General features: G+C 60.5%; 21 protein-coding genes and 5 pseudogenes. 17 read left to right on the forward strand and 9 right to left on the reverse strand.

The window, feature by feature from the left end:
* From EN859_RS22845 to EN859_RS22890, 8 genes and pseudogenes are all read left to right on the forward strand, one after another.
* On the forward strand, positions 1-144 hold a 144-nt coding region (locus EN859_RS22845), incomplete at its 5' end, for a LuxR C-terminal-related transcriptional regulator (RefSeq protein ID WP_245525675.1).
* Positions 145-665: 521 nt separating this feature from the next.
* On the forward strand, positions 666-920 hold the full coding sequence (locus EN859_RS22855; RefSeq protein WP_127855105.1) for a lipoyl domain-containing protein: 255 nt from the start codon (positions 666-668) through the stop codon (positions 918-920).
* 51 nt (positions 921-971) lie between these two features.
* Positions 972-1,358, forward strand: coding sequence for a translational machinery protein (locus tag EN859_RS22860; protein WP_127855104.1), 387 nt, complete (start codon positions 972-974; stop codon positions 1,356-1,358).
* A 414-nt stretch (positions 1,359-1,772) separates the two neighbouring features.
* Positions 1,773-2,159: a DUF302 domain-containing protein gene (locus EN859_RS22870; RefSeq protein ID WP_127855103.1), complete on the forward strand. Its 387-nt coding sequence runs from the start codon at positions 1,773-1,775 to the stop codon at positions 2,157-2,159.
* 33 nt (positions 2,160-2,192) lie between these two features.
* A complete protein-coding gene (locus EN859_RS22875) occupies positions 2,193-4,046 on the forward strand; it encodes a heavy metal translocating P-type ATPase (protein WP_127855102.1) in 1,854 nt (617 codons plus the stop codon).
* 11 nt (positions 4,047-4,057) lie between these two features.
* Positions 4,058-4,518: pseudogene (locus EN859_RS22880) on the forward strand (thioredoxin domain-containing protein).
* Positions 4,519-4,623: 105 nt separating this feature from the next.
* Positions 4,624-5,049: pseudogene (locus EN859_RS22885) on the forward strand (DUF4010 domain-containing protein); the annotation flags it as partial.
* Positions 5,050-5,070: 21 nt separating this feature from the next.
* On the forward strand, positions 5,071-5,457 hold the full coding sequence (locus tag EN859_RS22890) for a hypothetical protein (RefSeq protein WP_127855101.1): 387 nt from the start codon (positions 5,071-5,073) through the stop codon (positions 5,455-5,457).
* A gap of 19 nt (positions 5,458-5,476) precedes the next feature.
* On the opposite strand, the pseudogene EN859_RS22895 reads toward EN859_RS22890, so the two are convergent.
* Positions 5,477-5,887 (reverse strand): annotated as a pseudogene (locus EN859_RS22895) (IS5 family transposase); the annotation flags it as partial.
* On the opposite strand from EN859_RS22895, the gene EN859_RS39520 reads away from it, so the two are divergent.
* Entirely contained in the window at positions 5,843-6,295 is a 453-nt protein-coding gene (locus EN859_RS39520; protein WP_245525664.1) for a hypothetical protein, read from the forward strand. The pseudogene EN859_RS22895 and the gene EN859_RS39520 sit on opposite strands and share 45 nt — an antisense overlap.
* Before the next feature lie 61 nt (positions 6,296-6,356).
* Positions 6,357-6,803 (forward strand): pyridoxamine 5'-phosphate oxidase family protein, encoded by a 447-nt coding sequence (locus EN859_RS22900; protein WP_127855100.1) that lies wholly within the window; start codon positions 6,357-6,359, stop codon positions 6,801-6,803.
* 374 nt (positions 6,804-7,177) lie between these two features.
* Here the strand turns inward: EN859_RS22900 and EN859_RS22905 are convergent, their stop codons facing one another.
* The 3 genes and pseudogenes from EN859_RS22905 to EN859_RS39525 form a co-directional block, all read right to left on the reverse strand.
* On the reverse strand, positions 7,178-7,525 hold the full coding sequence (locus EN859_RS22905; RefSeq protein WP_127855099.1) for a hypothetical protein: 348 nt from the start codon (positions 7,523-7,525) through the stop codon (positions 7,178-7,180).
* A 2-nt stretch (positions 7,526-7,527) separates the two neighbouring features.
* Positions 7,528-8,106 carry a hypothetical protein gene (locus EN859_RS22910; protein ID WP_127855098.1) on the reverse strand — a complete coding sequence of 193 codons (579 nt, stop codon included), beginning with the start codon at positions 8,104-8,106 and terminating at the stop codon, positions 7,528-7,530.
* A 484-nt stretch (positions 8,107-8,590) separates the two neighbouring features.
* Positions 8,591-8,731: pseudogene (locus EN859_RS39525) on the reverse strand (IS5/IS1182 family transposase); the annotation flags it as partial.
* A gap of 634 nt (positions 8,732-9,365) precedes the next feature.
* Between EN859_RS39525 and groL the strand changes: the two are divergent.
* Positions 9,366-10,988, forward strand: a complete 1,623-nt coding sequence (groL, locus tag EN859_RS22920) for a chaperonin GroEL (RefSeq protein ID WP_127855096.1) — start codon at positions 9,366-9,368, stop codon at positions 10,986-10,988.
* Positions 10,989-11,643: 655 nt separating this feature from the next.
* Here the strand turns inward: groL and EN859_RS22925 are convergent.
* On the reverse strand, positions 11,644-12,231 hold the full coding sequence (locus tag EN859_RS22925) for a pyridoxamine 5'-phosphate oxidase family protein (protein ID WP_210237713.1): 588 nt from the start codon (positions 12,229-12,231) through the stop codon (positions 11,644-11,646).
* Entirely contained in the window at positions 12,180-14,048 is a 1,869-nt protein-coding gene (ftsH, locus tag EN859_RS22930; RefSeq protein WP_127855095.1) for an ATP-dependent zinc metalloprotease FtsH, read from the reverse strand. Before ftsH ends, EN859_RS22925 begins: the two co-directional genes overlap by 52 nt.
* A gap of 376 nt (positions 14,049-14,424) precedes the next feature.
* Between ftsH and EN859_RS22935 the strand changes: the two genes are divergently transcribed.
* The 5 genes from EN859_RS22935 to EN859_RS22955 all read left to right on the forward strand — a co-directional run bounded on the left by EN859_RS22935 (position 14,425) and on the right by EN859_RS22955 (position 18,581).
* A complete protein-coding gene (locus EN859_RS22935) occupies positions 14,425-15,069 on the forward strand; it encodes a helix-turn-helix domain-containing protein (RefSeq protein WP_127855094.1) in 645 nt (214 codons plus the stop codon).
* Positions 15,070-15,181: 112 nt separating this feature from the next.
* Entirely contained in the window at positions 15,182-15,436 is a 255-nt protein-coding gene (locus EN859_RS22940) for a hypothetical protein (protein ID WP_127855093.1), read from the forward strand.
* A gap of 122 nt (positions 15,437-15,558) precedes the next feature.
* Complete coding sequence (locus EN859_RS22945) at positions 15,559-16,326, forward strand: FMN-binding protein (RefSeq protein ID WP_127855092.1); 768 nt, start codon at positions 15,559-15,561, stop codon at positions 16,324-16,326.
* 24 nt (positions 16,327-16,350) lie between these two features.
* Entirely contained in the window at positions 16,351-17,073 is a 723-nt protein-coding gene (locus EN859_RS22950; protein WP_245525665.1) for an FAD:protein FMN transferase, read from the forward strand.
* Positions 17,070-18,581 (forward strand): hypothetical protein, encoded by a 1,512-nt coding sequence (locus EN859_RS22955; protein ID WP_127855090.1) that lies wholly within the window; start codon positions 17,070-17,072, stop codon positions 18,579-18,581. Before EN859_RS22950 ends, EN859_RS22955 begins: the two co-directional genes overlap by 4 nt.
* 8 nt (positions 18,582-18,589) lie before the next feature.
* Here EN859_RS22955 and EN859_RS22960 read toward each other — a convergent pair whose 3' ends face one another.
* From EN859_RS22960 to EN859_RS22970, 3 genes and pseudogenes are all read right to left on the reverse strand, one after another.
* The gene (locus EN859_RS22960) at positions 18,590-19,933 is read right to left on the reverse strand and encodes a HAMP domain-containing sensor histidine kinase (RefSeq protein ID WP_127855089.1); all 1,344 of its coding nucleotides are present in this window, start codon (positions 19,931-19,933) and stop codon (positions 18,590-18,592) included.
* Positions 19,933-20,599, reverse strand: a pseudogene (locus EN859_RS22965) (response regulator transcription factor). Before EN859_RS22965 ends, EN859_RS22960 begins: the two are co-directional and overlap by 1 nt.
* Positions 20,599-20,925 (reverse strand): PepSY domain-containing protein, encoded by a 327-nt coding sequence (locus EN859_RS22970; protein ID WP_127855088.1) that lies wholly within the window; start codon positions 20,923-20,925, stop codon positions 20,599-20,601. Before EN859_RS22970 ends, EN859_RS22965 begins: the two are co-directional and overlap by 1 nt.
* On the opposite strand from EN859_RS22970, the gene EN859_RS22975 reads away from it, so the two are divergent.
* Complete coding sequence (locus EN859_RS22975) at positions 20,924-21,328, forward strand: hypothetical protein (RefSeq protein ID WP_127855087.1); 405 nt, start codon at positions 20,924-20,926, stop codon at positions 21,326-21,328. The genes EN859_RS22970 and EN859_RS22975 overlap by 2 nt on opposite strands.
* Positions 21,329-21,349 lie beyond the last annotated feature (21 nt).

Below are 21,349 nucleotides of genomic sequence, written 5' to 3' on the forward strand. Positions count from 1 at the left end.
ATGCCGAACAAGACGATCGCGTATGATCTGGGGATCAGTCCGCGCACGGTCGAGATCCACCGCGCCAATGTCATGAGTAAGATGGGCGCGAGCAGCCTGTCGCACCTCGTGCGTATGGCGTTGATCGCCGGATCCAAGGGTTGACCTATATCGCCAAAGCGTGCGGCGGTTTTCGGATATATCTACAAAAAACAGGAACTTGACTTAAAGCGCATCGCATGAAGCGGTTCAAAACGCGACGTCCTATTAAGGCAGGTCGCGGAGGGACTCTCCAATGTTTGCCGGTGCCGTCCCGGACTCCCAGTCGCGCCAGTGGGTCGGGTGGATGTCGACACGTGCATCGGTGGCGGCATTCCTCCAGCCTTCTCCCCCTCTCACACAAGGAAATATAAGCGCAGTTTGGCCATCCTCGTCGAAGACGGCGAGTTCGAGGTTGCGCCCAAAAGGAGCGGTTGAGATTGGCTTCCACATATTTTAATGGTCGGCGCAAGTGCTAGGCCGCGCCTTGATTTGAATCATTTTTTGAAAATGCTCGACGCAGGATCCCGCTGAGACACATGCGGTGGATGCTTTCGCTTCTTTGCCCGGAAGGCTCAGCTCCTTGATCGTGATCAATGAGCGCCCTCGCGAGCCGCGTATAGTTTCGATCGCAAAGGAGAATTGCGATGCAGGATATCAAGGTCGATGCAGCGCTATGGGCATCCAGCATGGTGCCCGAAGGCATTGTGGAGAGATGGTTCATTGCCAGCGGCGCCGTGATCCGCGTTGGCGAACGAATAGCGGAAGTTCGAATTGAAGACGCACTGCATGAGATCGTCGCCCCGGCAAGCGGACGCGCGACCATTGTCGCCGACGCGAACGCCGTGATCGAACCCGGTTCGGTACTGGCGACTGTGACCGATATCGGGCAACCCGGCTGACCGGGACAACGATCTGCCTGCACCTCAACAACAATTTCGAGGAAATATCATATGCTCACCCGCCATGCGGTCGCTTGGCTCGACCATCGCGAAGCCAAGGTCTTCTTCTTCGATCGCGATGAGGCTGAAAGCGTGAGACTTGCGACCGCGCTCACGCATCGCCAGACTCACAACAAGGCGGGAACCATGGAGGGGAAGCGTGCACAGGAAGACCAGTCCTTCTACCACGACGTCGTCGGCGCCTTGCGGCCGGCAAGGGAATGGCTGATCGTGGGACCGGGCTCGGCCAAGGACGAGCTGGTCAAGCATATCCGCAGCCACCACCCGCAGCTGAAGGACCGCATCGTTGGCATTGAACCCGCGGATCACCCGACGGAAGCGCAGATCGTGGCGCACGCACGGAAATTCTTCCGCGCCGCCGACCGCATGTTGCCGTAAAGCACGTTAATGCATATCGCCCAAAAATGCGCAGCGGTTTTGCGATAACGACATGCATGAAACAAGGACTTAAAGCGCGTCGAATGAGGCCGGTTAAACGCCACGCGCTTTAGGAGCGGAACTCAACAAGACAGCCGAGACCGTCGCAACGATCACGGCTGTTGCAGGCTTTCAATATAGGCGAGGATCGCCTCGATCTGATCCGGGCTGGCAACCACTCTGGCATATCCGGGTGGCCGGTCGAAATACCCTCGGCGATGGCCTCCTCGAGATCAGTGGCGCGCGCAACGAACCGTTTGGATCAAAGCCCTTTTCGGCCATACCGGCTAGCTGTAGCGCGAGGTTTGGGCGAATGCGTTTTCCGATGTGCTCGCCTTGCATTGCGAATTTGCAGCCCGGCCAATGGAGAACTTGATGAGCTATTATTTCAGCAGGACCATCGACATGCCGTTCGACGCGGCGGTCCGCCACGTGACCGAAAATCTCGCAAACAAAGGTTTCGGCATCCTGACGTCGATCGATGTCCAGAAGACGATGAAGGCCAAGCTTGGCGCCGACTTCAAGCCATACGTCATCCTCGGCGCATGCAATCCACATTTCGCTTGGCGCGCGCTGCAGACCGAGGACAAGATCGGAACAATGCTGCCCTGCAATGTGATCGTAACGGAGGTCGCGCCCGGAAAGGTGGAGGTAGCGGCCGTCGATCCAGTCGCGTCGATGGGGGCGATCGACAACCGGAGCCTTGCCGAGGTTGCGAAAGATGTGCGGCTGCTGCTGCAGGAAATGGTCGGCGAACTCTGACGGCAAGCAACCGTCAAGGTCGAGGAGCGGCACATGAACGAGTCGATCCTGCGGCGTGCACTCCTGGCCATCGCCGTACTGGGCCTGGTCGTTGGGATCGGGATTTGGCGAACTGGCTTCGGACCGATCGAGGCAGGCGTGATCTGGACGGCGGCGACCTTGCCTGTCGTGGCGGCGCTCGCCATTTCCATGTTGCGCGATTTCTGGATCGGCCGCGTCGGCGTCGATGCGATTGCGCTGGTTTCAATGTCCGCGGCACTGCTCCTTGGCCAGCCCCTGGCGGCCGTGGTAGTCGCGATCATGTATGCCGGCGGCACTGTGCTCGAGGATTTTGCTCGCGGCCGGGCGGAGCGGAATTTGAGGGCCTTGACCGACCGGGCGCCTCGTTTCGCGCATCGCAAGTCGGCGCAAGGGACAGCCACGATTTTCGTGGACCAGGTTGCGGTCGGCGACGAGCTTCTGGTGCGTGCCGGCGAGCTGCTGCCCGTCGATGGAGTCCTGCTCGACGCTTCGGCCTCGCTCGATGAATCCGCGGTGACAGGCGAGCCGCTGCCGGAACGGCGAAGCGCGGGCGACATGCTGCGCAGCGGCACCCTCAATGCCGGTGAGCCCTTCAGCATGCGCGCTTCGGCCCTGGCGGAACAGAGTACCTATGCAGCCATCGTGCGCATGGTCGCGGCGGCACAGACCGCGAAAGCCCCATTCATCCGCGTGGCCGACCGCTTTGCCTTGCTGCTGCTGCCGGCCACCTTGCTGGTCGCCGGCATTGCCTGGTACGTCTCGGACGATCCCGTCAGAGCCCTCGCCGTGCTGGTGGTCGCAACACCTTGCCCGCTCATCCTCGCTGCCCCTGTCGCTTTCATCGGCGGCGTGTCGCGGGCCGCGCGGGCCGGCATCCTGATGAAGGGCAGTGCGGCCCTGGAAGCCCTCGCGCAAGTCCGGACCGCGATCTTTGACAAGACAGGCACCTTGACCGTTGGTGGCGCCGCGCTCATCGAAATCGAAGCCGCGCCCGGCGATGACGCCGACCGCCTGTTGCGGCTGCTGGCGTCCCTGGAGCAGGCCTCGCATCATGTGCTCACCGACTCGATCATCCGGGCAGCTCGAGCGAGAAAGCTGATGCTCTCGCATCCTTGCGATGTTCGCGAGTATCGTGGGGCCGGCCTGAAAGGCCGGGTCGACAATATATCGATCGCGGCAGGATCACGAGGACTGGTGCTCGCCGACAAATCTCTGCCCCACTGGGCAAGAAGCGGTGAAGAGCGGTACCGGGGCCAGCCGGTGCTCAGGGTTTTCGTAGCACTCGACGGGCGGCTGGCCGGCATATTCACCTTCGGGGATGCGATCCGTGCGGATGCCTGCGAGGCACTTGGCAAACTGCGCTCGGTCGGAGTCGCGCGCACGGTCATGCTTACGGGCGACGACGATGCGGCGGCGAAACGGGTTTCCACCTTGCTCGATCTCGATGCTGTCGTCGCCGATGCGACTCCGGCAAAAAAAGTCGCTACGGTCGAAGCAGAGAAAGCCCTGGCGCCAACGATGATGATTGGCGACGGCATCAACGATGCCCCCGCACTTGCAACTGCAACGGTCGGTGTTGCCATGGGCGCGCGCGGCGCTACGGCCTCCTCGGAGGCTGCTGACGTTGTCGTGCTGACCGACAGGCTGCAACCGGTCGCCGAGGCGGTTGGGATTGCCCGACGAACCCGAACGATCGCATTGCAAAGCATCATTGTCGGGCTGGCGCTCTCGGCCATGGCGATGATTGCTGCCGCCATGGGGCAGATCACGCCGGTGGCGGGGGCATTGCTTCAGGAGGGCATCGACATAGCCGTTATCCTGAACGCGCTGCGCGCGCTCGGCGATGGACATTTCGAACGCGCATAACTGAAAACAGGTTGAATGGCCATGACACAGGAAATCTGGTGGTTTGCAGCAAATGTGGCGGAGTCAACCGCCGGCCGCCAGCGCGAAATGCGGGGGTACGCGAAATGCGGCAAGTGCGGTGTGAGGCTGTTCTCGGGCCACCCGGAAGATGTCGACGCAGAGATTTTCGATCGTCAGATCAGGCGAAGCAGCCTTCCCGTTGTCGTCGATATCTGGGCGCCGTCGTGCGGCCCCTGCAAGATGATGGCACCGGCCTATCAGACAGCGGCCAACGAACTGCCGCCGTATGTTCGCTTGATCAAACTCAATTCCGACAATGAGCAGGCTATCGCTGCAAGCCTCGGCATCCGCGGCATCCCGACGATGATCCTGTTCCATGGCGGGCGTGAGCTTGCGCGCACACCCGGCGCGATGACCTCCTGCGCAGATCGTCAGGTGGGTTCGCGACCGTCTGCCGATGGCCACGGCCTGAAAGCCGCCACGCCATGGATCCGCTCATAGCCAGGCTCGGACTCCGCCCTGGCAATAGGCTTGCCTGTCGGACTGGAGCGCGGTGGCGGGAGCGGGATGCGCCTCGGCGCGTAATCCATTTGAATTGGGCCCGCTGCTGCTTTTTGCCCTGCTTTTCGCAATCGTTTCCACCGCCAGCGCTGCATTGGCCGCTCAATTAGGCAGCAGCGGCTTGCTGGCGAGCTCGGCGATTGCAGGTACGTTCAAGGTCGATGTCTCGGTGCTTAGCGCACTTCGCCTGGTCCAGCATTCGGTCTCGATCGAGGCGGTCGGCCAGGCGGTGCTGGCGGCACTCGCGGCAAACGCGATCGGCCGCCTGTCGCTGGCGGTATTTTCCAGTCCGGTCAGGTTCTGGTTGCCGTTGGCCGGTATGATCGTGATTGCGGCGACCGCGGGGCTATTTTGCCATGCCGTTGCCCAGGCCCTGACGGTGCCTGAGCCCGCAAGCTTCTTTGACGCGGATCAAAGGCCAAATCCGGTCGTCGCGTTATGAACTGCCTCAAAGGAGTTCACCATGACCAGTTTGCAGGAGCTTACCCCAAAATTCAGGCATATCCGCCTGCTGCTTGCCCGCGAGAAAGGCCACCCGGAGGGAGACCGCGAGGAGGGCTACGACGTGCTCGCTCCGCTAACCAACGAAAGCCGGATCGATGCGGACGAGTGGAAATCACATCGGGCCTCCTGCCGTGTTCGCCGCTTTCGCATGGGCGAGGAAGATCGGATCGGCCGGTTGCGGCGCAAGCCAGGCGGGCAATGGTATTTCGACTATGCCGAAGGCGATCGCGACGACGAAATTGGTTTCCATCTTGGCGAAGAACGCTTCGTGACTGGCGAATATGTTTCGATCGAGCGTAACGGAGCCATGCACACCTATCAGGTGGCACGGGTCGAACAGCCTTAGGTTGAGGACTCATCCAGATCCAGGATGAAATGATTGCAGCGAGAGCCAGGGCTGAGAGGTAATTCTGTACATGGTGATCGTATCGTGTTGCGATGCGGCGCCAGTTCTTGAGCTTGCAGAACATGGGCTCGATGAGGTTTCGTCGGCGATATGCCTTGTGATCGAGCGGATAGGGCGTACGCCGTGCGGCGGTTGATGGAATGACCGCCTTCATCCTGGCCCGCTTCAGCCAATTGCGCAGACTGTCCGCATCATAGGCTTTGTCGGCCAGTAGCCTTTTGGACTTGGCCACCATGCCGATCAAGGGAATGGCCATGGTGATGTCGGCGATGTTGCCCGGCGTCAGCGCGAAAGCGACCGGTCGGCCGCGATAATCGGCCAAAGCATGGATTTTGCTCGTTCTTCCACCACGCGAGCGGCCAATCGCTTCGCGGCGAGGCTGCTTGTGGCTCCTGCCTTCCTGGTGATGGCGATCGGTCTGGCAATTGTTCCGGCAATTGCCGGGCTCACGGAAATGCCGTTTGCGGTTTCCGTTGTTTCGGCTTCGGCCGGGGTGATCAGCCCGCTGCTCGCCTACTGGGTGTCGCGCATCGGCGTACGAAGCCAAGGTATGGAACTCGGCATGCAGTCGGCGGCGGTCAGCCTCGGGCTGTCAGTGGGCTCGGCGGCCGCCGGCCTGCTGTTCGGTTCCCACCGTCTGGAAGGCGCCGCCTTCCTCGTCGCTGCCGCTGCCATGGGTCTCGCCGCGATCGCAAGCCTGAAGCTGCTGCTGTCATTGGCGCCCGCGCATCACGAAGCGCGGCCGGCCCCTGCTGACGAAACGGACGCAGCAGTTTGATCCACGTCATTGCGAGTGCAGCTGCCAAGGTGTGAAATATAAAAAATAGGAGATCGCATCGATGCTGGTCCGCACGCTCTCCAATTTGGAATGCACGAAGTTACTGGCGGCTAATCGCGTCGGCCATTTGGCATGCGCGAAGGACGGACAACCCTACGTCGTGTGCTTCAACTACGCCTACGCCGATAATCACCTCTATGCGTTCTCCTTGCCGGGCAAGAAGATCGACTGGATGCGGGCCAATCCCCTGGTGTGCGCCCAGATCGACGAACACACCCAGGGACGCGGATGGAGAAGCGTGATTGTCGACGGCCGCTTTGAAGAACTGCCTGACCGGATCGGCCACAAGGTTCAGCGCGACCATGCGTGGTCAGTGTTGAGCAAGCACACGGACTGGTGGGAGCCTGGTGCGCTCAAGCCTGTCATGCCTCCCGTGTCAGATAGCTTGCCGCAGGTTTTTTTCCGGATCCTCATCGAGCAGGTGTCGGGCCGGGAAGCAAGCGAATAGGCTGTTTCCACCGTTCGATGCATGCGCCGAACGGCCAGTGGCGGACCGGCAGTAGATTGCGCCATCACGATCGGCAGTAATTGATCCTCGAGCATCATCATCCTGCCCTTTCTTATCCCAGTGCGCGCCCATGTCACAGCAGCGCGGGTCGAAAGGCAGTGCCGATTCCGAAAAGCTGATAGGGAAGATGGCGGCGATGGTGGTTTTGCCGTCGATGCGGCGTCGATGCGCATCAATTCGGATTGAGGATGACCCTCGTGGTCCCCGATCGCGAACGGGATGCGAGTGACCTATGGCAAGGGAGAAGCTCTCTGAATCGGGCTCAGCCCGCTTTCGACGGGCCAAGCCCACGCCCAACTCACGCAAGTTTCTCTCTACTTGCCCTGGATGAGGTCCATTACAGGCGGGAAGGTCAGCAGTACACCCACTGCCAACAAGGCGAAGGATACAGAAACGACCTTTCCCATTTCCACGTTCTTTCCGCTCCACCTGCGCGAAAGGACAAACCAGGCAACCAACCAGACGATGACTGCGCTGGTCGAGACGCCGGACAGGCCACCGGTTGGCTTGTAGAACGTGAAGAAGTGGTTGAGTGATGTAAACGCATCGCCGGCTAAGGCGAATATCCCCATCGCGGCAGATCCAATCCCCGCGGCCAGGATGGCGGCCGCACCGGGACCATTGGGAATCTCGTCAGTCTTGATAGGCGTGATATTGGCCATGATTATTGGCCCTCCTGTTCACCAGCGATGATCTCGATCATTGCGCCACCACGAACTGGAGCATACTTGTTGAGAAACGCTCCAAAGGCTCCCGCGACTCCTGTCGCCACGAAAGCAACGACAGCAAAGCCGATGACGGCAGTGCGGATTTGCTTCTGCTTGGCCAAAGCCGGCCCATATTTGGCAAAGACGTAGGCGACCATGGTCATGGCAATCGGAGCAAGCCAGGCCACGTGCTCCTTCCACTCCATCCCCAAGCTATGCCACGCGGACGTCTTCGGGCTGGAGGTCAGCAGGAACTTCGGATAGTCGGTCAGATCGATAACCCCTTCGGGCACGACCGCGCGATACCACGGATATACGATGTAAGCACCTGATAGCACGGCGCCCCAGGCAAGGACGACCATCACCGAAAGGTAAAGCAAAAGCAGATTGTGTTCTCTGGCGCTTGGGACTGATGCGGCTCCAGGCGCAGACATTCGATAAAGCTCGGCAAGTGCTGCTGAAAACGCGAGCATAAAGAGCGCTCCAAACCCCATGCCGTGGAATACTGTCATAAGATCGCGGAAAGAGATTTCCATGATGTCACCTCCTACATCGACACGCCTTCGATTAGAAACCGATGGGGCATTTTGCTTTGACGGGAATCAATTTGCAGTATTCGATGGCATTATTTTGAAGCTTTATTTTGAACAACTTTGCCACTACCTGCTTCGCCATCCAAGACGCCTACGCGCAGTTATTGGCGGCCGGTGCAGGCAAGATGCGTGAGCACGGACCCGATTCCGCATCCGACGAATGCGATTTCCATCGCCGACTTTTTGCTGGCCGAGGCCAGCGCCGAATTGTTCGGGAACGCTTCGCAAAGGAGAGGTCGCGATCACAACGCTCGCCTGTGTCACGGCCTTTGGTTTCATTCCGGCCCAACCGATCAAGCAGCTGGCGTTGACCCTGGTTCAAACTGTTTCAGCCAGCCGCCTTCAAACCCTGCCCGCTGCAGGCCGCTGCGGATATATTGGCACGAGCGCATCAACCGCCACAGGAGGCCGCTACGCTCGTTCTCAATTCGTATCCACGATCCGCGAGCAGGATCGTTGGTGGGAGCAGCGCGCAGAGGAAAACCGAACACAACCGATTGTCGTGCGCTTCACCGGGCGTGAGAGCGAGATGGACCACGATCGCGTGAATCTTGCTCGTCAGGTCCCCCGCGAGCGACCCATAGTGATTGTTGGCCGCGATGCTGGCTCCATCGCGTTCGAAAGACCTCCGAAAAACGAGGCCGAAGAAGTAAGAGGCATCTCCTCGTGCCATTGCTTTGCCTGACTTTACAGGCCCTCCAACACCTTCGTCAGGAAATACTCAGCCTCGTCATCTCCTCGCCGGGAACCGGCTTCAAAACCGAAAATCGACGTTCGCAACTCCAGGACGAGATATTCTGACGGAGAACAAGGAATTGATCTGCGTCCGAGGTGCTGGCGTCTCCGATGTGCTTGTGAACGCGCGCAAATACCCTGCCCATGTTCACCGGACATGCATGACGCTGTGGGTTGTCTTTTAGACTCTTCTAGAAACCGCTTGTCCTTGAAGTGCAGTTCCTGACCATCTCACCCGTCGGGATTGAACCTTGGACGGCAGCCAGTCGTGTCGACGCCGGCGTCATATCGGCGCGTTTCATTCGTCTGCATAGTTGTCAAATTGGATCGACAGCCATCCAACAGGGAATGAGGCCGGCTAACATTGATCCTCGTCAACAAGGGACGAAAACGCGTTTGATGCGCATCAAGGCCGATCGAAAACCTGCCTGCTAGGTGAAACGACAGAATAGGTTTTGGAGACGGTCATGGCCCATAAACAGGTGTTGTTCCGCTCTGCGGCGCGCGAAAAGATCCTCCGTGGCGCAACCCAGCTCGCCGACGCCGTGCGCGTGACGCTCGGGCCGCGCTCGAAGTCGGTCCTGATCGAAAAAAAGTGGGGTTCACCGATCGTCTGCAACGATGGGGTGACCATCGCCAAGGAATTCGACCTGAAGGACGCCGAGGAGAACCTCGGTGCGCGAATGCTAAGACAGGCAGCCGAGAAGACCGGCGACATGGTTGGCGACGGCACCAGCACCTCGACCATCCTTGCTCACGCCATGTTTGCCGACGGCGTGCGCAACGTCGTTGCCGGCGCCAGCGCTATCGACATCAAGCGGGGCCTCGACCGCGCGACCAAACGGGCGATCGAGACACTCAAGCAGATATCTCGGCCAGTCTCGACCCGGCGCGAGAAGGAGCAGGTGGCGACGATCTCCGCGCACAATGACCCGCTGATCGGCGAACTCGTCGGAGAGGCAATGGAGAAGGTCGGCGGCGAAGGCGTCATCACGGTCGAGGAGTCGAAGACCACGGAAACGGTTCTCGAGGTCGTCGAAGGCATGCAGTTCGATCGCGGATTCCTCTCTCCTTATTTCGTCACCGATGCCGAAAAAATGGAGGCGGTCCTGGAAGAGGCGGTGGTGCTTATCGTCGAAAAGAAGATCGCTTCGCTCAACGACCTCATCAAGCTGCTTGAAGCCGTGGCGAAATCGGGTTCGCCATTGCTGGTGATCGCCGAGGAAGTCGAAGGAGAGGCACTTGCGACGCTCATCGTTAACCAGATCCGGGGCACGTTCAAGAACTGCGCCGTCAAGGCGCCGGGCTTTGGGGATCGTCGCAAGGCCATGCTGCAGGACATAGCTGTCCTGACCGGCGGACAGGTCATTTCCGAGGATCTCGGTCTCAAGCTCGAAAATGTCACGATGGCGCAGTTGGGGCGTGCCAAGCGTGTGGTCGTCGACAAGGACAATACGACGATCATCGGCGGCAGCGGCGATCAGAAGGCGATCAAGGGTCGCGTAGAACAAATCCGGCGCGAGATCGACAACACGACCAGCGACTACGATCGCGAAAAGCTGCAGGAGCGGCTGGCCAAACTTGCAGGCGGCGTCGCCGTCATCAAGGTTGGTGCGCCCACTGAGGCCGAGATGAAATCGAAGAAGGAAGCGCTCGAAGACGCCATCAGCGCCACCAAGGCCGCAGTCGCCGAAGGCATCGTGCCTGGTGGCGGGCTTGCCTTGCTGCGCTGTATCGCAGCCGTGGCGGACGAGGAGACGCGTTGCGAGGGCGACGAGCGGACCGGCGTACAGATACTCAAGCGGGCGCTTGAAACGCCGGTCCGGCAGATTGCCGAGAATTCGGCTGTCGACGGCGGCGTGGTCATCGCCAGGATGATTGAAGGCAAGGGAAACTTTGGCTTCGACGCCGGAAAGAAGGAATATGTCGATCTGGTCGAGGCCGGCATCATCGACCCGACCAAGGTCGTGCGCATCGCGCTGGAGAACGCCGTCTCGGTCGCCAGCGTTCTGCTCTTGACCGAAGCGACTATGACCGAGCTTCCGGAACCGTCGAAGGAACGGACGCTGGAACCGGAGATGACGATGTAGGCAACACGCGAGGAGATCGGCGATCCGACGTATCTCCTGGCGATGCATGCCCGCGCCGCGGATCTAATCGCGTCAAGGCGAGATCGGAAGTCTGGGGGGCGGGCATCCGGAGGCAGGCCAGGTCATCACCGAGCTTGCCCACGAAATGGGCGCTGAACTTGTCGTCTCAGGCGGCTACGGTCACAGCCGCACCCTCGAATGGGCTTTCGGCGGCGGCGTGTCTCGCTCCATGCTTAGACAAGGTTCGATCAACCGCCTGTTTTCTAACTGATCTGACAAGGCTCAGTGGTCGTCGATGTCCGAGCCCGACAGGGTCAATTGCGACTGCCTTGACACCCTTCCTCCATCGCCTTCAGTCGCACCGCTGAGACCGAGCAAGGGGCTGAGCCACAGCTTGTGGCCGAAACTGGCCGGACTGGTCGGATGAGCCAGTCGGCGCTCTCGCAACGAACCGGCAAATCTGCGCGCCCTGAGGCTGGTCGACACGCGGTGTGACGCGCAGCATGTTTACTACCGGCTGGCTTCGACCGAGGCTCGCGGCAATCCGACGATCAGCCTTGGCGAAGGCACCCCCTCTCGCCAGAAAATGCCCGACAATGCCGGGCCAAACGCCCATCGCGTGGACGGCATCGACCGGCTGGCGACCGCCCAGCCGTCAGGAGGTGACGACAGCGCTTGCAAGCCAATGGTGCCGCATGCTGTCCAGTGTTTCGGCGATGTCTCCAGCTTCGATCTTGACGAGATCGGTGTGACCGAAGCCGAGGGAATAGTCGAGCACCGAGACGATCGTGGGCCGTACCTTGAACAGCTTCACCGGTGCAGCCTCGGTTGGCTGAATGGCCGAAATCTGCGGAAAGCGCCGCAGCATCAAGCCTCCCACCTCGGTGAGTTCCGAAGGCGCGACGACTTCCGTGGCGGTGGCGGCAATCGACAGTCCCTTGATCTCCAGCCAATTCTGATACGGCGCGGTCATCGCGACCGAAACGCGCGGGTCGCGAGAAATATTCATGGCCTTCTGAGAGCCGGCCCCGCAACCGAAATAGAGGAGCAGACCATCGTGAACGAAGGAGACCACCGTCGCCTGGGGCGATCCGTCGGAGCGGATCGTCGCAATCGTCATGTCCATGCAACGTTCGAGGATTTCGACCATCTTACGTTGGATCTCGTGTTTCATGACACCATCCTCTCTGTTCAACCCCCGGCCGACGCCGCTATCTCCCGCGCTCCGGCGGCGGCCGTCCACGCCGCCGGCGCCAGTTCGACCGCTCGCTGCAACGGCGCGAAGTCGTCGGGGGTCAGGGTTTCCTTTTCGAGCAGCAATACCGCGCCGGCGCGCAGATCGGTGATCCTTTCGCGGAGCATATCCCTGGCACGGGCAAAGGCCTCGTCGATCATACCACGGACTGCTACGTCGACCTCCCGTGCCGTGGCTTCCGAATAGTCTCTCCGGCTTGGCGCGCCGGGGCCGTCACCCAGCCATTGCAGACGCTGCTCTTCGAGAACGGCCTGTCCCACCGTCCCATCCATGCCGAAGCGGGTGACACATTGGCGGGCAATATCCGTAACCTTGGCGAGGTCGTCGGCCGCCCCGGTCGAAACGTCGCCAAATATGATTTCCTCGGCGGCGCGACCGCCCATGAGGACGACCATCCGGTCCTTCAGTTCGCCAACAGTAATCAGAAATCGATCCTCCGTCGGGCGCTGCATTGTGAAACCGAGGGCGCCGATCGAGCGAGGAATGATGGACACTTTGTGCACCGGATCGGCGCTTCGCGTCGTGACCGCCACCAGGGCATGGCCCATTTCGTGGAAGGCGACACGCTCGCGCTCTTGCGGTTTCAGCAATCGGCTCCTGCGCTCCGATCCCGCCACGATGCGCTCGACCGCATTGGTGAAGTCGTCCATCGTGACCTTTTCGGCGCCGCGCCGAGTGGCGATGATGGCGGCCTCGTTGACCAGATTGGCAAGATCCGCGCCGGTGAAACCGGGCGTGATGCCAGCGATCTCTTCTGCCTTGACTTCAGGCGCGGTTGAAACGTTCTTGATGTGCACCCTCACGATCGCCTCCCTGCCCTTGCGGTCGGGGCGGTCCAGCACGACCTGGCGATCGAAGCGCCCCGCGCGCAGCAGGGCAGGGTCCAGGATTTCGGGCCGATTGGTGGCGGCAAGCAGAACGATGCCGACGCGCGGATCGAAACCGTCGAGTTCCGACAGCAGCTGGTTGAGTGTCTGCTCCTTTTCGTCGCCGCCGCCATAACCGGCGAATGGGCTGCGAGCACGGCCGAGCGCATCGAGTTCATCGATGAAGATGATGCAGGGCGCCGCCTGCCGGGCTTGCTCGAACAGGTCTCGAACCCGGGCCGCTCCCACGCCCACGAACATCTCGACGAACTCCGAGCCGGAGATCGAGAAGAAGGGCACGCCCGCCTCGCCGGCAATGGCGCGTGCCATCAAGGTCTTGCCGGTTCCGGGCGGTCCGACAAGCAGGATCCCTTTCGGGATGCGTGCGCCCAGACGACCGTATTTATCCTTGTCCTTGAGGAAGGAGACAATTTCCTGCAGTTCGGCTTTGGCTTCGTCGACCCCCGCCACATCTTCGAAAGTCACCCCTGTCTTGCGCTCCAGATAGATCTTTGCCTTCGACTTGCCGATATTGATCAGCCCGCCCATGCCCTGACGGTTGGCGAAGCCACGAAACAGAAAAGCCCACAGGCCAAAGAAGACAAACGTAGGCAGCACCCAGGATAGGATCGTGGTCAGCCAGTTGCTGTCGGTGGCGCCGGTGATCTGGACCCCGGCCTTCTCGAACAGTTCGGCCATCGCGGGATCGACACGGTTCGTGACAAAATATTGTTTTCCCTCTTGCGGCGCCGAAAAACGACCCTGGATGGTCGTTTCGGTCACCGTGACCGACGCGATCTTGCCACCTCCGAGATAGCGAATGAGGTCGCTGTAGGAGATCGAAGCCACATCGCGATATCCGAGCCAAAGCTGGAAAAGCGCCATGAAGACTAGCGCTACGATGAAGTAGCCGATGTTGAAGGTGTGCTTGCGATCCATGACATCCTATCGGGCGGCTGTGTTTGGTCGCAAGCATGGCACGAACCAGGGACAGGTCCTTGATGCGCATCAAAGATGGCGATGCGGCGGCTGTCACTGTCTCGGCAGTGGCGATCCCAGATCATCGACCGTGTCGGATTCAGCCGATCAATGCGTGCCGATGGTCCGCCTTCAGGATTGCAAGGGTTTCGATGCCAAACTGGCGCCGGGCTGGTAAAGTCCATCGCCGCTTTGTCCGGTCAAATCGACGACAAGAACAGCGCTACCGTGCCGCCTCTGTCGAGGTCTACGCAATTCCCCTTAGGGACATAACCGAATTTCGCGCCCCCCGGATTCGCGCGATTGCTGTTGTCACGGATCAACCGGGAAGACAGCCATGTACTCTCAAGCGACCTCCAAGATTGCACTGCCGTCACACCTCCCTCAGCCGCATCTGCCGGCATTCGATGGCGCGCCGCTGCAACCGGTCAGTTTCTTTCCGGCCGGAGCTGAAATCTATGCCCAGGGCGAGAAGGCCGGAGCTCTCTACCAGGTCGAGTTCGGCGCCGTCCGCGTCTATCGTCTGCTTGCCGACGGCCGCAGGCAGATCAGTGCCTTCCATCTTGCCGGAGAGACTTTCGGCTTCGAGGCGGACACGACACATCATTTCTTCGCCGAGGCGATCAACGCCACCGGTGTCCGCGTCTTCCGGTTCAGTTCCAGGATCGACATGTCCCGTCAGCTTCTTCCCTTGGCGCTGAAGGGACTGACAAGAGCCCAGGAACATCTCCTGGTGCTTGGACGCCAGAACGCCGTCGAACGCGTCGCCGCATTTCTGGTCGACATGGCGGAGCGGCAAGGCGGGCTGCGGCAAGTCGAATTGCCGATGTCGCGGATGGACATCGGCGACTATCTCGGCCTCACCATCGAGACCGTGTCGCGGGTCTTCACCCGCCTGAAGGACAGAGGCGTCATCCGCCTGCTCAACCTGCGCAGCATCGAAATCATCAAGCAGGATGCTCTCAACTATATGAGTGAGTGAATTGCGTTGATTCAGATCTGGCAGGGCATGGCACAATTTCGCAAAAGTCGGATCTGTTGCTTGCCGTGCAGGCCGAACTGGTGCCCGGCCCCCCCCTGGTGACTCGTGCCAAGTGTCGTTGATTGCAGGGATGGGCAACCAATGGTTACTTGCAGTTGGTGAAATCCGCTATTTCGGGCGAGCAGCCTCAGCAAAATTCACCGTTATTGACGACTTTTCTTGTGGCGTCTCATGCAGGCGTTATGCCAGCGCCCCCGTGATTTCGGCGGCCGATGATGTTGCCCGTCATCACGGCAACAGCTGGTGGACAACTCGCGCTCACCGGCTTGGCGAGCTCATGGATCTTGCCGTTGTTCATCAGCTTTGACAGACCTCCGCAGGTCGAAGCTCGCTGACAGCCAATTGTCAGCTGTCTCGTGGGATATTGCGTCCGAAGCGGTTCCAAAGCGGAGCCGCGGGTGCAAGAACCAACGTGGAAATGCAGCTCCAATGAAACAGATTGCCCTGTCGCTTTTCGTGATCGCCGCTTCCGGCGCTTATGTCTGGAACCAGGCCGACAAAAACCCAGCCGACGACATGCTCGATTCCGCGCTCCCGGCTGACGCCGGCGAGGCGCGTGCCGCTCAGCCCAGGGAGCCAGTTCGCAGCGCCGCCCGGCCAGCGTTCCAGAACCAACCGGTTCCCCTCGAAACACCGTTCAGTGCCCCCTTTCCCACTACCAGGGAGACCACGGCCGGCATTGCCGCACCGACCGAAAGGCCGACCCTGCCGGTGAAGCAGGCGGCGGTCTCAATGGTGCAATCTTCATCACCAACACTATCGGAGCAACCAGTCGCGGCTGTGTCCGATGCGCTGTCAACAGCGTCATTCGCCGTGACACCGGCCGTCTATATACCGATCCCGCAGCCGAGGCCCGCATATCCGGATCTGTCAGCGCGCGTGATCCGGGCGGGCATGAAGCCCGCCTCACACGGCCATGCCGACGGCGTCTACACCGGCCCCTCGGCCGATGCCTACTATGGTATTATTCAAATTCAGGCCCTCGTTCAAGGTGGCCAGCTCACGGCGCTGAAAGTGCTGAAATACCCATCCGATCGCCGCACCTCCGTCAGCATCAACAGGCAGGCGCTACCCATGCTGCGCGACGAGGCGATCAGCGCACAAAGCGCCAATGTCGACATAATCTCTGGCGCAACGCTGACCAGCAGAGCCTTCATCCAGTCGCTTGGGGGCGCGTTGAAGAAGGCATCGTTGTAGTCGATGCGTGAAACGCGGATTCTGATGGGCATGCCCATCACGGTCGACGTCTGTGATGCGTCGGGTGGTGCGATTGTCGGCATAGTCTTCGACTATTTCGAACAGGTAGATCGACGATTCAGCCCCTACAGGACCGACAGCGAGATCGCCGCCATCAATCGCGGTGACATTCCGGTCCGCGAGTGGAGTGCCGAGATGCTGGAAGTGCTGGCCCTTGCCAAACAGACAAAAGACGAGACGCAAGGATACTTCGATATCCGCAAGGCGGACGGTTCGCTGGACCCTTCCGGCATCGTCAAGGGTTGGGCCATCCGCAATGCCGCGGGAATCGTTCTCGGAGCCGGGATCAGCGACTTCTTCATCGAGGCGGGCGGCGACATCCAGGCGTCCGGAAAGAACGCATTCAGAAAGGATTGGAGCGTCGGCATCCGCAATCCATTCAAGCCTGACGAGATCATCAAGGTCGTCTACCCGCGTGGCCACGGCGTCGCGACATCCGGCACCTATATCCGCGGCCAACACATCTACAACCCGCATGGAATTGGCAGCTCGATCCAGGACATCATTAGCCTGACCGTCATCGGCGCCGACGTGCTCGAGGCGGACCGCTTCGCCACCGCCGCCTTCGCCATGGGCCGGGACGGTATTTTCTTTCTTGAGCACACGCCGGGCCTCGAAGGCTACGTCGTCGACATCAATGGCCGCGCCACGCCGACTAGCGGCTTCGGAGTCTTTTGCGAACAATGATCAAGGTAGTCGACCGATTTCTGGATCACCTGACCATGTACAGGCTGGTCCTGTATTATCTGATGGTTCTGGTGGCCACAGCCCTTGTGTTCGGATTTGCCGGCCTAGCGCCACATGATCCGATAACGCTCGCGTTCACCACGGCGCTGGCGCTGGCAGCTTGCTGGATCGCCAACAAGGTTTTTGCCCGCATCTTCGAAGTTCCGGCCAACAACGAGTCGGTCTACATCACCGCCCTCATCCTTGCGCTCATCGTCGATCCGGTAGCTGTCGCGGACCCTAGGGGCATCGGGGCGGTGGTGTTCGCCTCCGTCTGGGCAATCTCATCCAAGTTCATTTTCGCGATCGGCAGAAAGCACCTGTTCAACCCGGCAGCGTTCGGCGCCGCACTCTCGGCACTTCTGCTTGACCAGCCTGCGACCTGGTGGGTCGGCGGAAGTCTTGCGTTGCTTCCCGCGGTGATGGCCGGCGGAATTCTCATCGTCCGGAAACTGCGCCGGCTCGACCTTGTCGCGACCTTCGCCGTAGTGACCCTGGCAACTGTTCTGGCGACCGCCGATCCGTCGCAGTACGGGACCGTCCTCATGGAAACCCTGCGTTCCTCACCAATGTTCTTCTTCGCGTTCGTCATGCTGACCGAACCGTTGACGGCGCCAACGATGCGTTGGCCGCGTATAGCCTTTGCCGGCATCGTTGGTCTTTTGTTCGCGCCGAACATCCACATCGGCTCGTTCTATTTCACACCGGAACTGGCCTTGCTCGCGGGCAACCTCTTTGCCTATGCGGCGGGCCCGAAAGGACGCCTCGTGCTGACACTGGAGCGCATCGAGCAATCGGCAGCCGACAGCTACGACTTTATCTTCAGGTCGCCGCGCAAGCTCGCCTTTGAGGCCGGCCAGTATCTCGAATGGACGCTTAGCCTCGACCGTGCGGACAATCGCGGCAACCGCCGCTATTTCACGGTCGCCTCGGCGCCGACCGAGGAGACGATCCGGTTGGGTGTCAAATTCTATCCAGCGGCAAGTGCCTTCAAGCGCGCGCTGCGCACCATGAAGCCGGGCAGTTCCATCCATGCCTCTCAGTTGGCAGGCGACTTCACGCTGCCAACCAATCCCGACACCAAGATTGCTTTCATAGCAGGGGGCATCGGCATCACACCGTTCCGCTCGATGCTGCAGTATCTGCTCGACCGGAAGGAGGCACGGCCGATTATCGTCCTCTACGGGACCGAAAACCAAAAGGACATCGCCTATCGTGACGTGCTCGCAGCTGCCCGGCGGGAACTCGGTATCAAGACGATCTATGCTGTGGCCCGAGATGCCGAGCCTGGCCAGTATGCCGGCAATATCGACGAGCGTCTGGTGCGTGCGGCAATCCCCGACTACCTCGAGCGCACCGTTTACATTTCCGGTCCACAGGCGATGGTCAAGGCGTTGCGCCAGAAGCTGCGCGCCATGGGTATTCATCGTTCAAAGATTAAAGTCGACTATTTCCCCGGCTTTGCCTGACGTGACGGTCAACTGTGTGGTGGCAAGGAAATGGTCACGACCAGGCCGGGATCGGCGTCGGTCATCGCCAGACGCCCGCCATAGGCTTCAACGATGTCTGAAACAATGGCCAGGCCAAGGCCACTGCTGCCGCCTTTGCTATCGAGCTGGACACCACGCGACAGGGCGGATTTCCGGTCCGCATCCGGGATGCCCGAGCCGTCGTCGACGACTGCGATGATCACCTGGCCAGCGGTGACGGATGCGTCGACACGGATTGACGACCTTGCGAAACGCGCGGCGTTCTCGACGAGATTGCCGAGTATTTCCGACAGATCGCCTTCGTCAATCGGGGCCACAAGATCTTCCGCGACATTGATGGTGAATGACAGCCGCTTGCCGCTTGGCGTGCGTTTGACAACGGCGATGACGCCGGCTGCAGCCTCCAATACGCGGCACGATGCCTTGCCGGAGACACCGGGCGCGAGGCGGGCAAGCGCAAGCTCCCGCTCGACATGACGTCGGATCGCTCCGGCGCTTTTCTCGATTTCGTCGGCGAGCTCCGTCTCGCCTTTTTTCCGCAGCGCGCGGATGTCGGCCGACAACACCTGCAACGGTGTCTTGAGGCCGTGAGCGAGGTCGATGGCGCGTGATCGGGCACGCACAAGGGCCTTTTCCTGAGCATCGAGCAGGCGATTGATTTCGTCGGCGAGCGGCTGCACTTCGCGCGGTGCAGCCGCGTCGAGCCGTGCCGCTTGCTGCGCTATGACATTTCGGACAGCGTGGCGCAGGGTTTCCAACGGCGCAAGGCCGACGGTGATCTGGATGAAGAACGCCGCCATGAGAACAGCCGCCAGCAGGAGGAGAGATGGCGCAAGGTCACGAACATATTCGCCTACCGAAGCTTCGACTGTCCGGTGGTCTTCCGCCACGATAGCACGAAACGAGCGGCCGCCGGCGTCGATGATCGTGCGCTCGACCGCAATGCTGAGCTTTCCATCAGGACCTTTGAACTCTTCAACCTTCCTCAGCTCGCCACTCGCCTGTGGACCAGGCAAGACGAGGGTGGCGTCCCACAACGACCGTGAGCGTTGAAGGCTGCCGGTGGCGATGTCCTGGACCTGCCAGTAGTAACCGGACAGCGGATTGGCAAAGCGCGGATCGGTGAGAACCGGCGCCACCACAAGGCGACCATCGGTGGTGAACGTCGTCGCGCCGATCAACTCATTGAGATCAACCGTCAGTTCGCCAACGACGCGCCGTTCAACATGAAGTTCAAACAGATAACGCAAGCCGGCGCCGGCGATGGCGAGCGCGACAAGAATAGAGATCGTTGCTGCCGACCAGAGCCTGAAGCGAATGGAGTTGCCCATCAGTCGGAATCATCGGGCACGAGGTACCCGAAGCCGCGCCGCGTTTCGATCACATCGCTGCCAAGCTTCCGGCGCAGGCGCGCGACAATCACCTCGATCGCGTTCGGGTCGCGGTCATTGCCGGAATCATAGAGATGCTCGGCCAGTTCGGTCGGCGCGACCACACGTCCGGCGTGCTGCATCAGGAACGCCAGCAGCCGGTATTCCAGCGGCGAAAGCGCGATGGGAATGCCGCGGAGCGAGATCCGCATCTGGCGCGTGTCTAGGAAGCAATGGGCCTGACTTCAGCACAGGTGCCGCCTGCCCTGTTGAACGACGCAGAATTGCCCGCAGCCGGGCGAGCAGCTCTTCCATTTCAAAAGGCTTCGGAAGATAGTCGTCAGCGCCGGCATTGATGCCGTCGACACGCTCGGTCCATATACCCCTGGCAGTCAGGATAAGAACTGGGAACCGGCGAGCATTGGCCCGCCAACGCTTCAGGACCGTGAGTCCATCGAGCTTGGGTAACCCAAGATCCAGAATGGCTGCGTCGTAGTTCTCGACGTCGCCTGCAAACCAAGCTTCTTCGCCATCCCTGACGATGTCGACCGCCATTCCGGAGGCTTTGAGGGCAGTCGCTATGTCGGTTGCGATGCGCGACTCATCTTCCGCCAGGAGGATCTTCATCAGTCGCCCTCCCCATCACGCATAATGACACCGGCGCCGGCGTCAACGTCGACAATTGTGCGACGGCCGTCAGTGGCAACGATCTGGAACCGGTAGACCCATTTGTTGCTCTTCCGGATGAGATCGACCGCTATGATATCGCCCGGGGCTTGGGCGCGAACGATGTCGAGGATATTGGAAAGGCCCCTTATTTGGCCATGCTCGTAGAGATTGCGCGCCCGGTCGTGATCATCGTCGTCATCATCGTCAGCGCGAGCGGCCAGTGGCTGGACCAGGACCAGCCCGACCAGGCCCATCACCGCAAGGTGCTTTACAGTGGCTCTCATGAACAAGGCATGTCGCACGCGGAAGCTTTCAATTTGCTGTCAATCATCCTCAGCCGGCAGCAAGCAACGGTTCTCTATCAAGTTCATCGCGTCCAATCATGGCCGCGCTGAGAAGGATATCGAAACCATGCGCAATTCCATGTTCTTGCTTGCAGTATTTGCGGGCCTCACGAGCTTTGCCCTACCGGCGGCCGCTGAATCCGACGAAGGATCGTGTGGAGCACCATCTTCCGTCGTACCTGCCGGGCCAATCGACCTCGAGGCCATCCCCATGAAAGACGCTACCGGCCCGAAGGCCATCAAAGGTGTCGGCGATGACGACGAGTGCGGCAACCGTCACACTCTTGGCAGAACCGTATTTGGCGGCGATGACGAGGACGACGGGCCAGAGAACAACGATTAAGCTACCGGGCCGATCTTTGAA

The sequence above is a fragment of the Mesorhizobium sp. M00.F.Ca.ET.216.01.1.1 genome, assembly GCF_004010325.2.
Classification (GTDB): domain Bacteria; phylum Pseudomonadota; class Alphaproteobacteria; order Rhizobiales; family Rhizobiaceae; genus Mesorhizobium.

What these genes read in the sequence shown, in the direction of transcription:
- EN859_RS22890 (WP_127855101.1), top strand. Translation starts at nt 5,071, where the DNA reads ATGACCAGTTTGCAGGAGCTTACCCCAAAATTCAGGCATATCCGCCTG.
- EN859_RS22975 (WP_127855087.1), top strand. Translation starts at nt 20,924, where the DNA reads ATGAACAAGGCATGTCGCACGCGGAAGCTTTCAATTTGCTGTCAATCA.
- EN859_RS22875 (WP_127855102.1), top strand. Translation starts at nt 2,193, where the DNA reads ATGAACGAGTCGATCCTGCGGCGTGCACTCCTGGCCATCGCCGTACTG.
- EN859_RS39520 (WP_245525664.1), top strand. Translation starts at nt 5,843, where the DNA reads ATGGATTTTGCTCGTTCTTCCACCACGCGAGCGGCCAATCGCTTCGCG.
- EN859_RS22945 (WP_127855092.1), top strand. Translation starts at nt 15,559, where the DNA reads ATGAAACAGATTGCCCTGTCGCTTTTCGTGATCGCCGCTTCCGGCGCT.
- groL (WP_127855096.1), top strand. Translation starts at nt 9,366, where the DNA reads ATGGCCCATAAACAGGTGTTGTTCCGCTCTGCGGCGCGCGAAAAGATC.
- EN859_RS22935 (WP_127855094.1), top strand. Translation starts at nt 14,425, where the DNA reads ATGTACTCTCAAGCGACCTCCAAGATTGCACTGCCGTCACACCTCCCT.
- EN859_RS22960 (WP_127855089.1), bottom strand. Translation starts at nt 19,933, where the DNA reads ATGGGCAACTCCATTCGCTTCAGGCTCTGGTCGGCAGCAACGATCTCT.
- EN859_RS22955 (WP_127855090.1), top strand. Translation starts at nt 17,070, where the DNA reads ATGATCAAGGTAGTCGACCGATTTCTGGATCACCTGACCATGTACAGG.
- EN859_RS22900 (WP_127855100.1), top strand. Translation starts at nt 6,357, where the DNA reads ATGCTGGTCCGCACGCTCTCCAATTTGGAATGCACGAAGTTACTGGCG.
- EN859_RS22905 (WP_127855099.1), bottom strand. Translation starts at nt 7,525, where the DNA reads ATGGCCAATATCACGCCTATCAAGACTGACGAGATTCCCAATGGTCCC.
- EN859_RS22870 (WP_127855103.1), top strand. Translation starts at nt 1,773, where the DNA reads ATGAGCTATTATTTCAGCAGGACCATCGACATGCCGTTCGACGCGGCG.
- EN859_RS22855 (WP_127855105.1), top strand. Translation starts at nt 666, where the DNA reads ATGCAGGATATCAAGGTCGATGCAGCGCTATGGGCATCCAGCATGGTG.
- EN859_RS22950 (WP_245525665.1), top strand. Translation starts at nt 16,351, where the DNA reads ATGGGCATGCCCATCACGGTCGACGTCTGTGATGCGTCGGGTGGTGCG.
- EN859_RS22970 (WP_127855088.1), bottom strand. Translation starts at nt 20,925, where the DNA reads ATGAGAGCCACTGTAAAGCACCTTGCGGTGATGGGCCTGGTCGGGCTG.
- EN859_RS22860 (WP_127855104.1), top strand. Translation starts at nt 972, where the DNA reads ATGCTCACCCGCCATGCGGTCGCTTGGCTCGACCATCGCGAAGCCAAG.
- EN859_RS22910 (WP_127855098.1), bottom strand. Translation starts at nt 8,106, where the DNA reads ATGGAAATCTCTTTCCGCGATCTTATGACAGTATTCCACGGCATGGGG.
- ftsH (WP_127855095.1), bottom strand. Translation starts at nt 14,048, where the DNA reads ATGGATCGCAAGCACACCTTCAACATCGGCTACTTCATCGTAGCGCTA.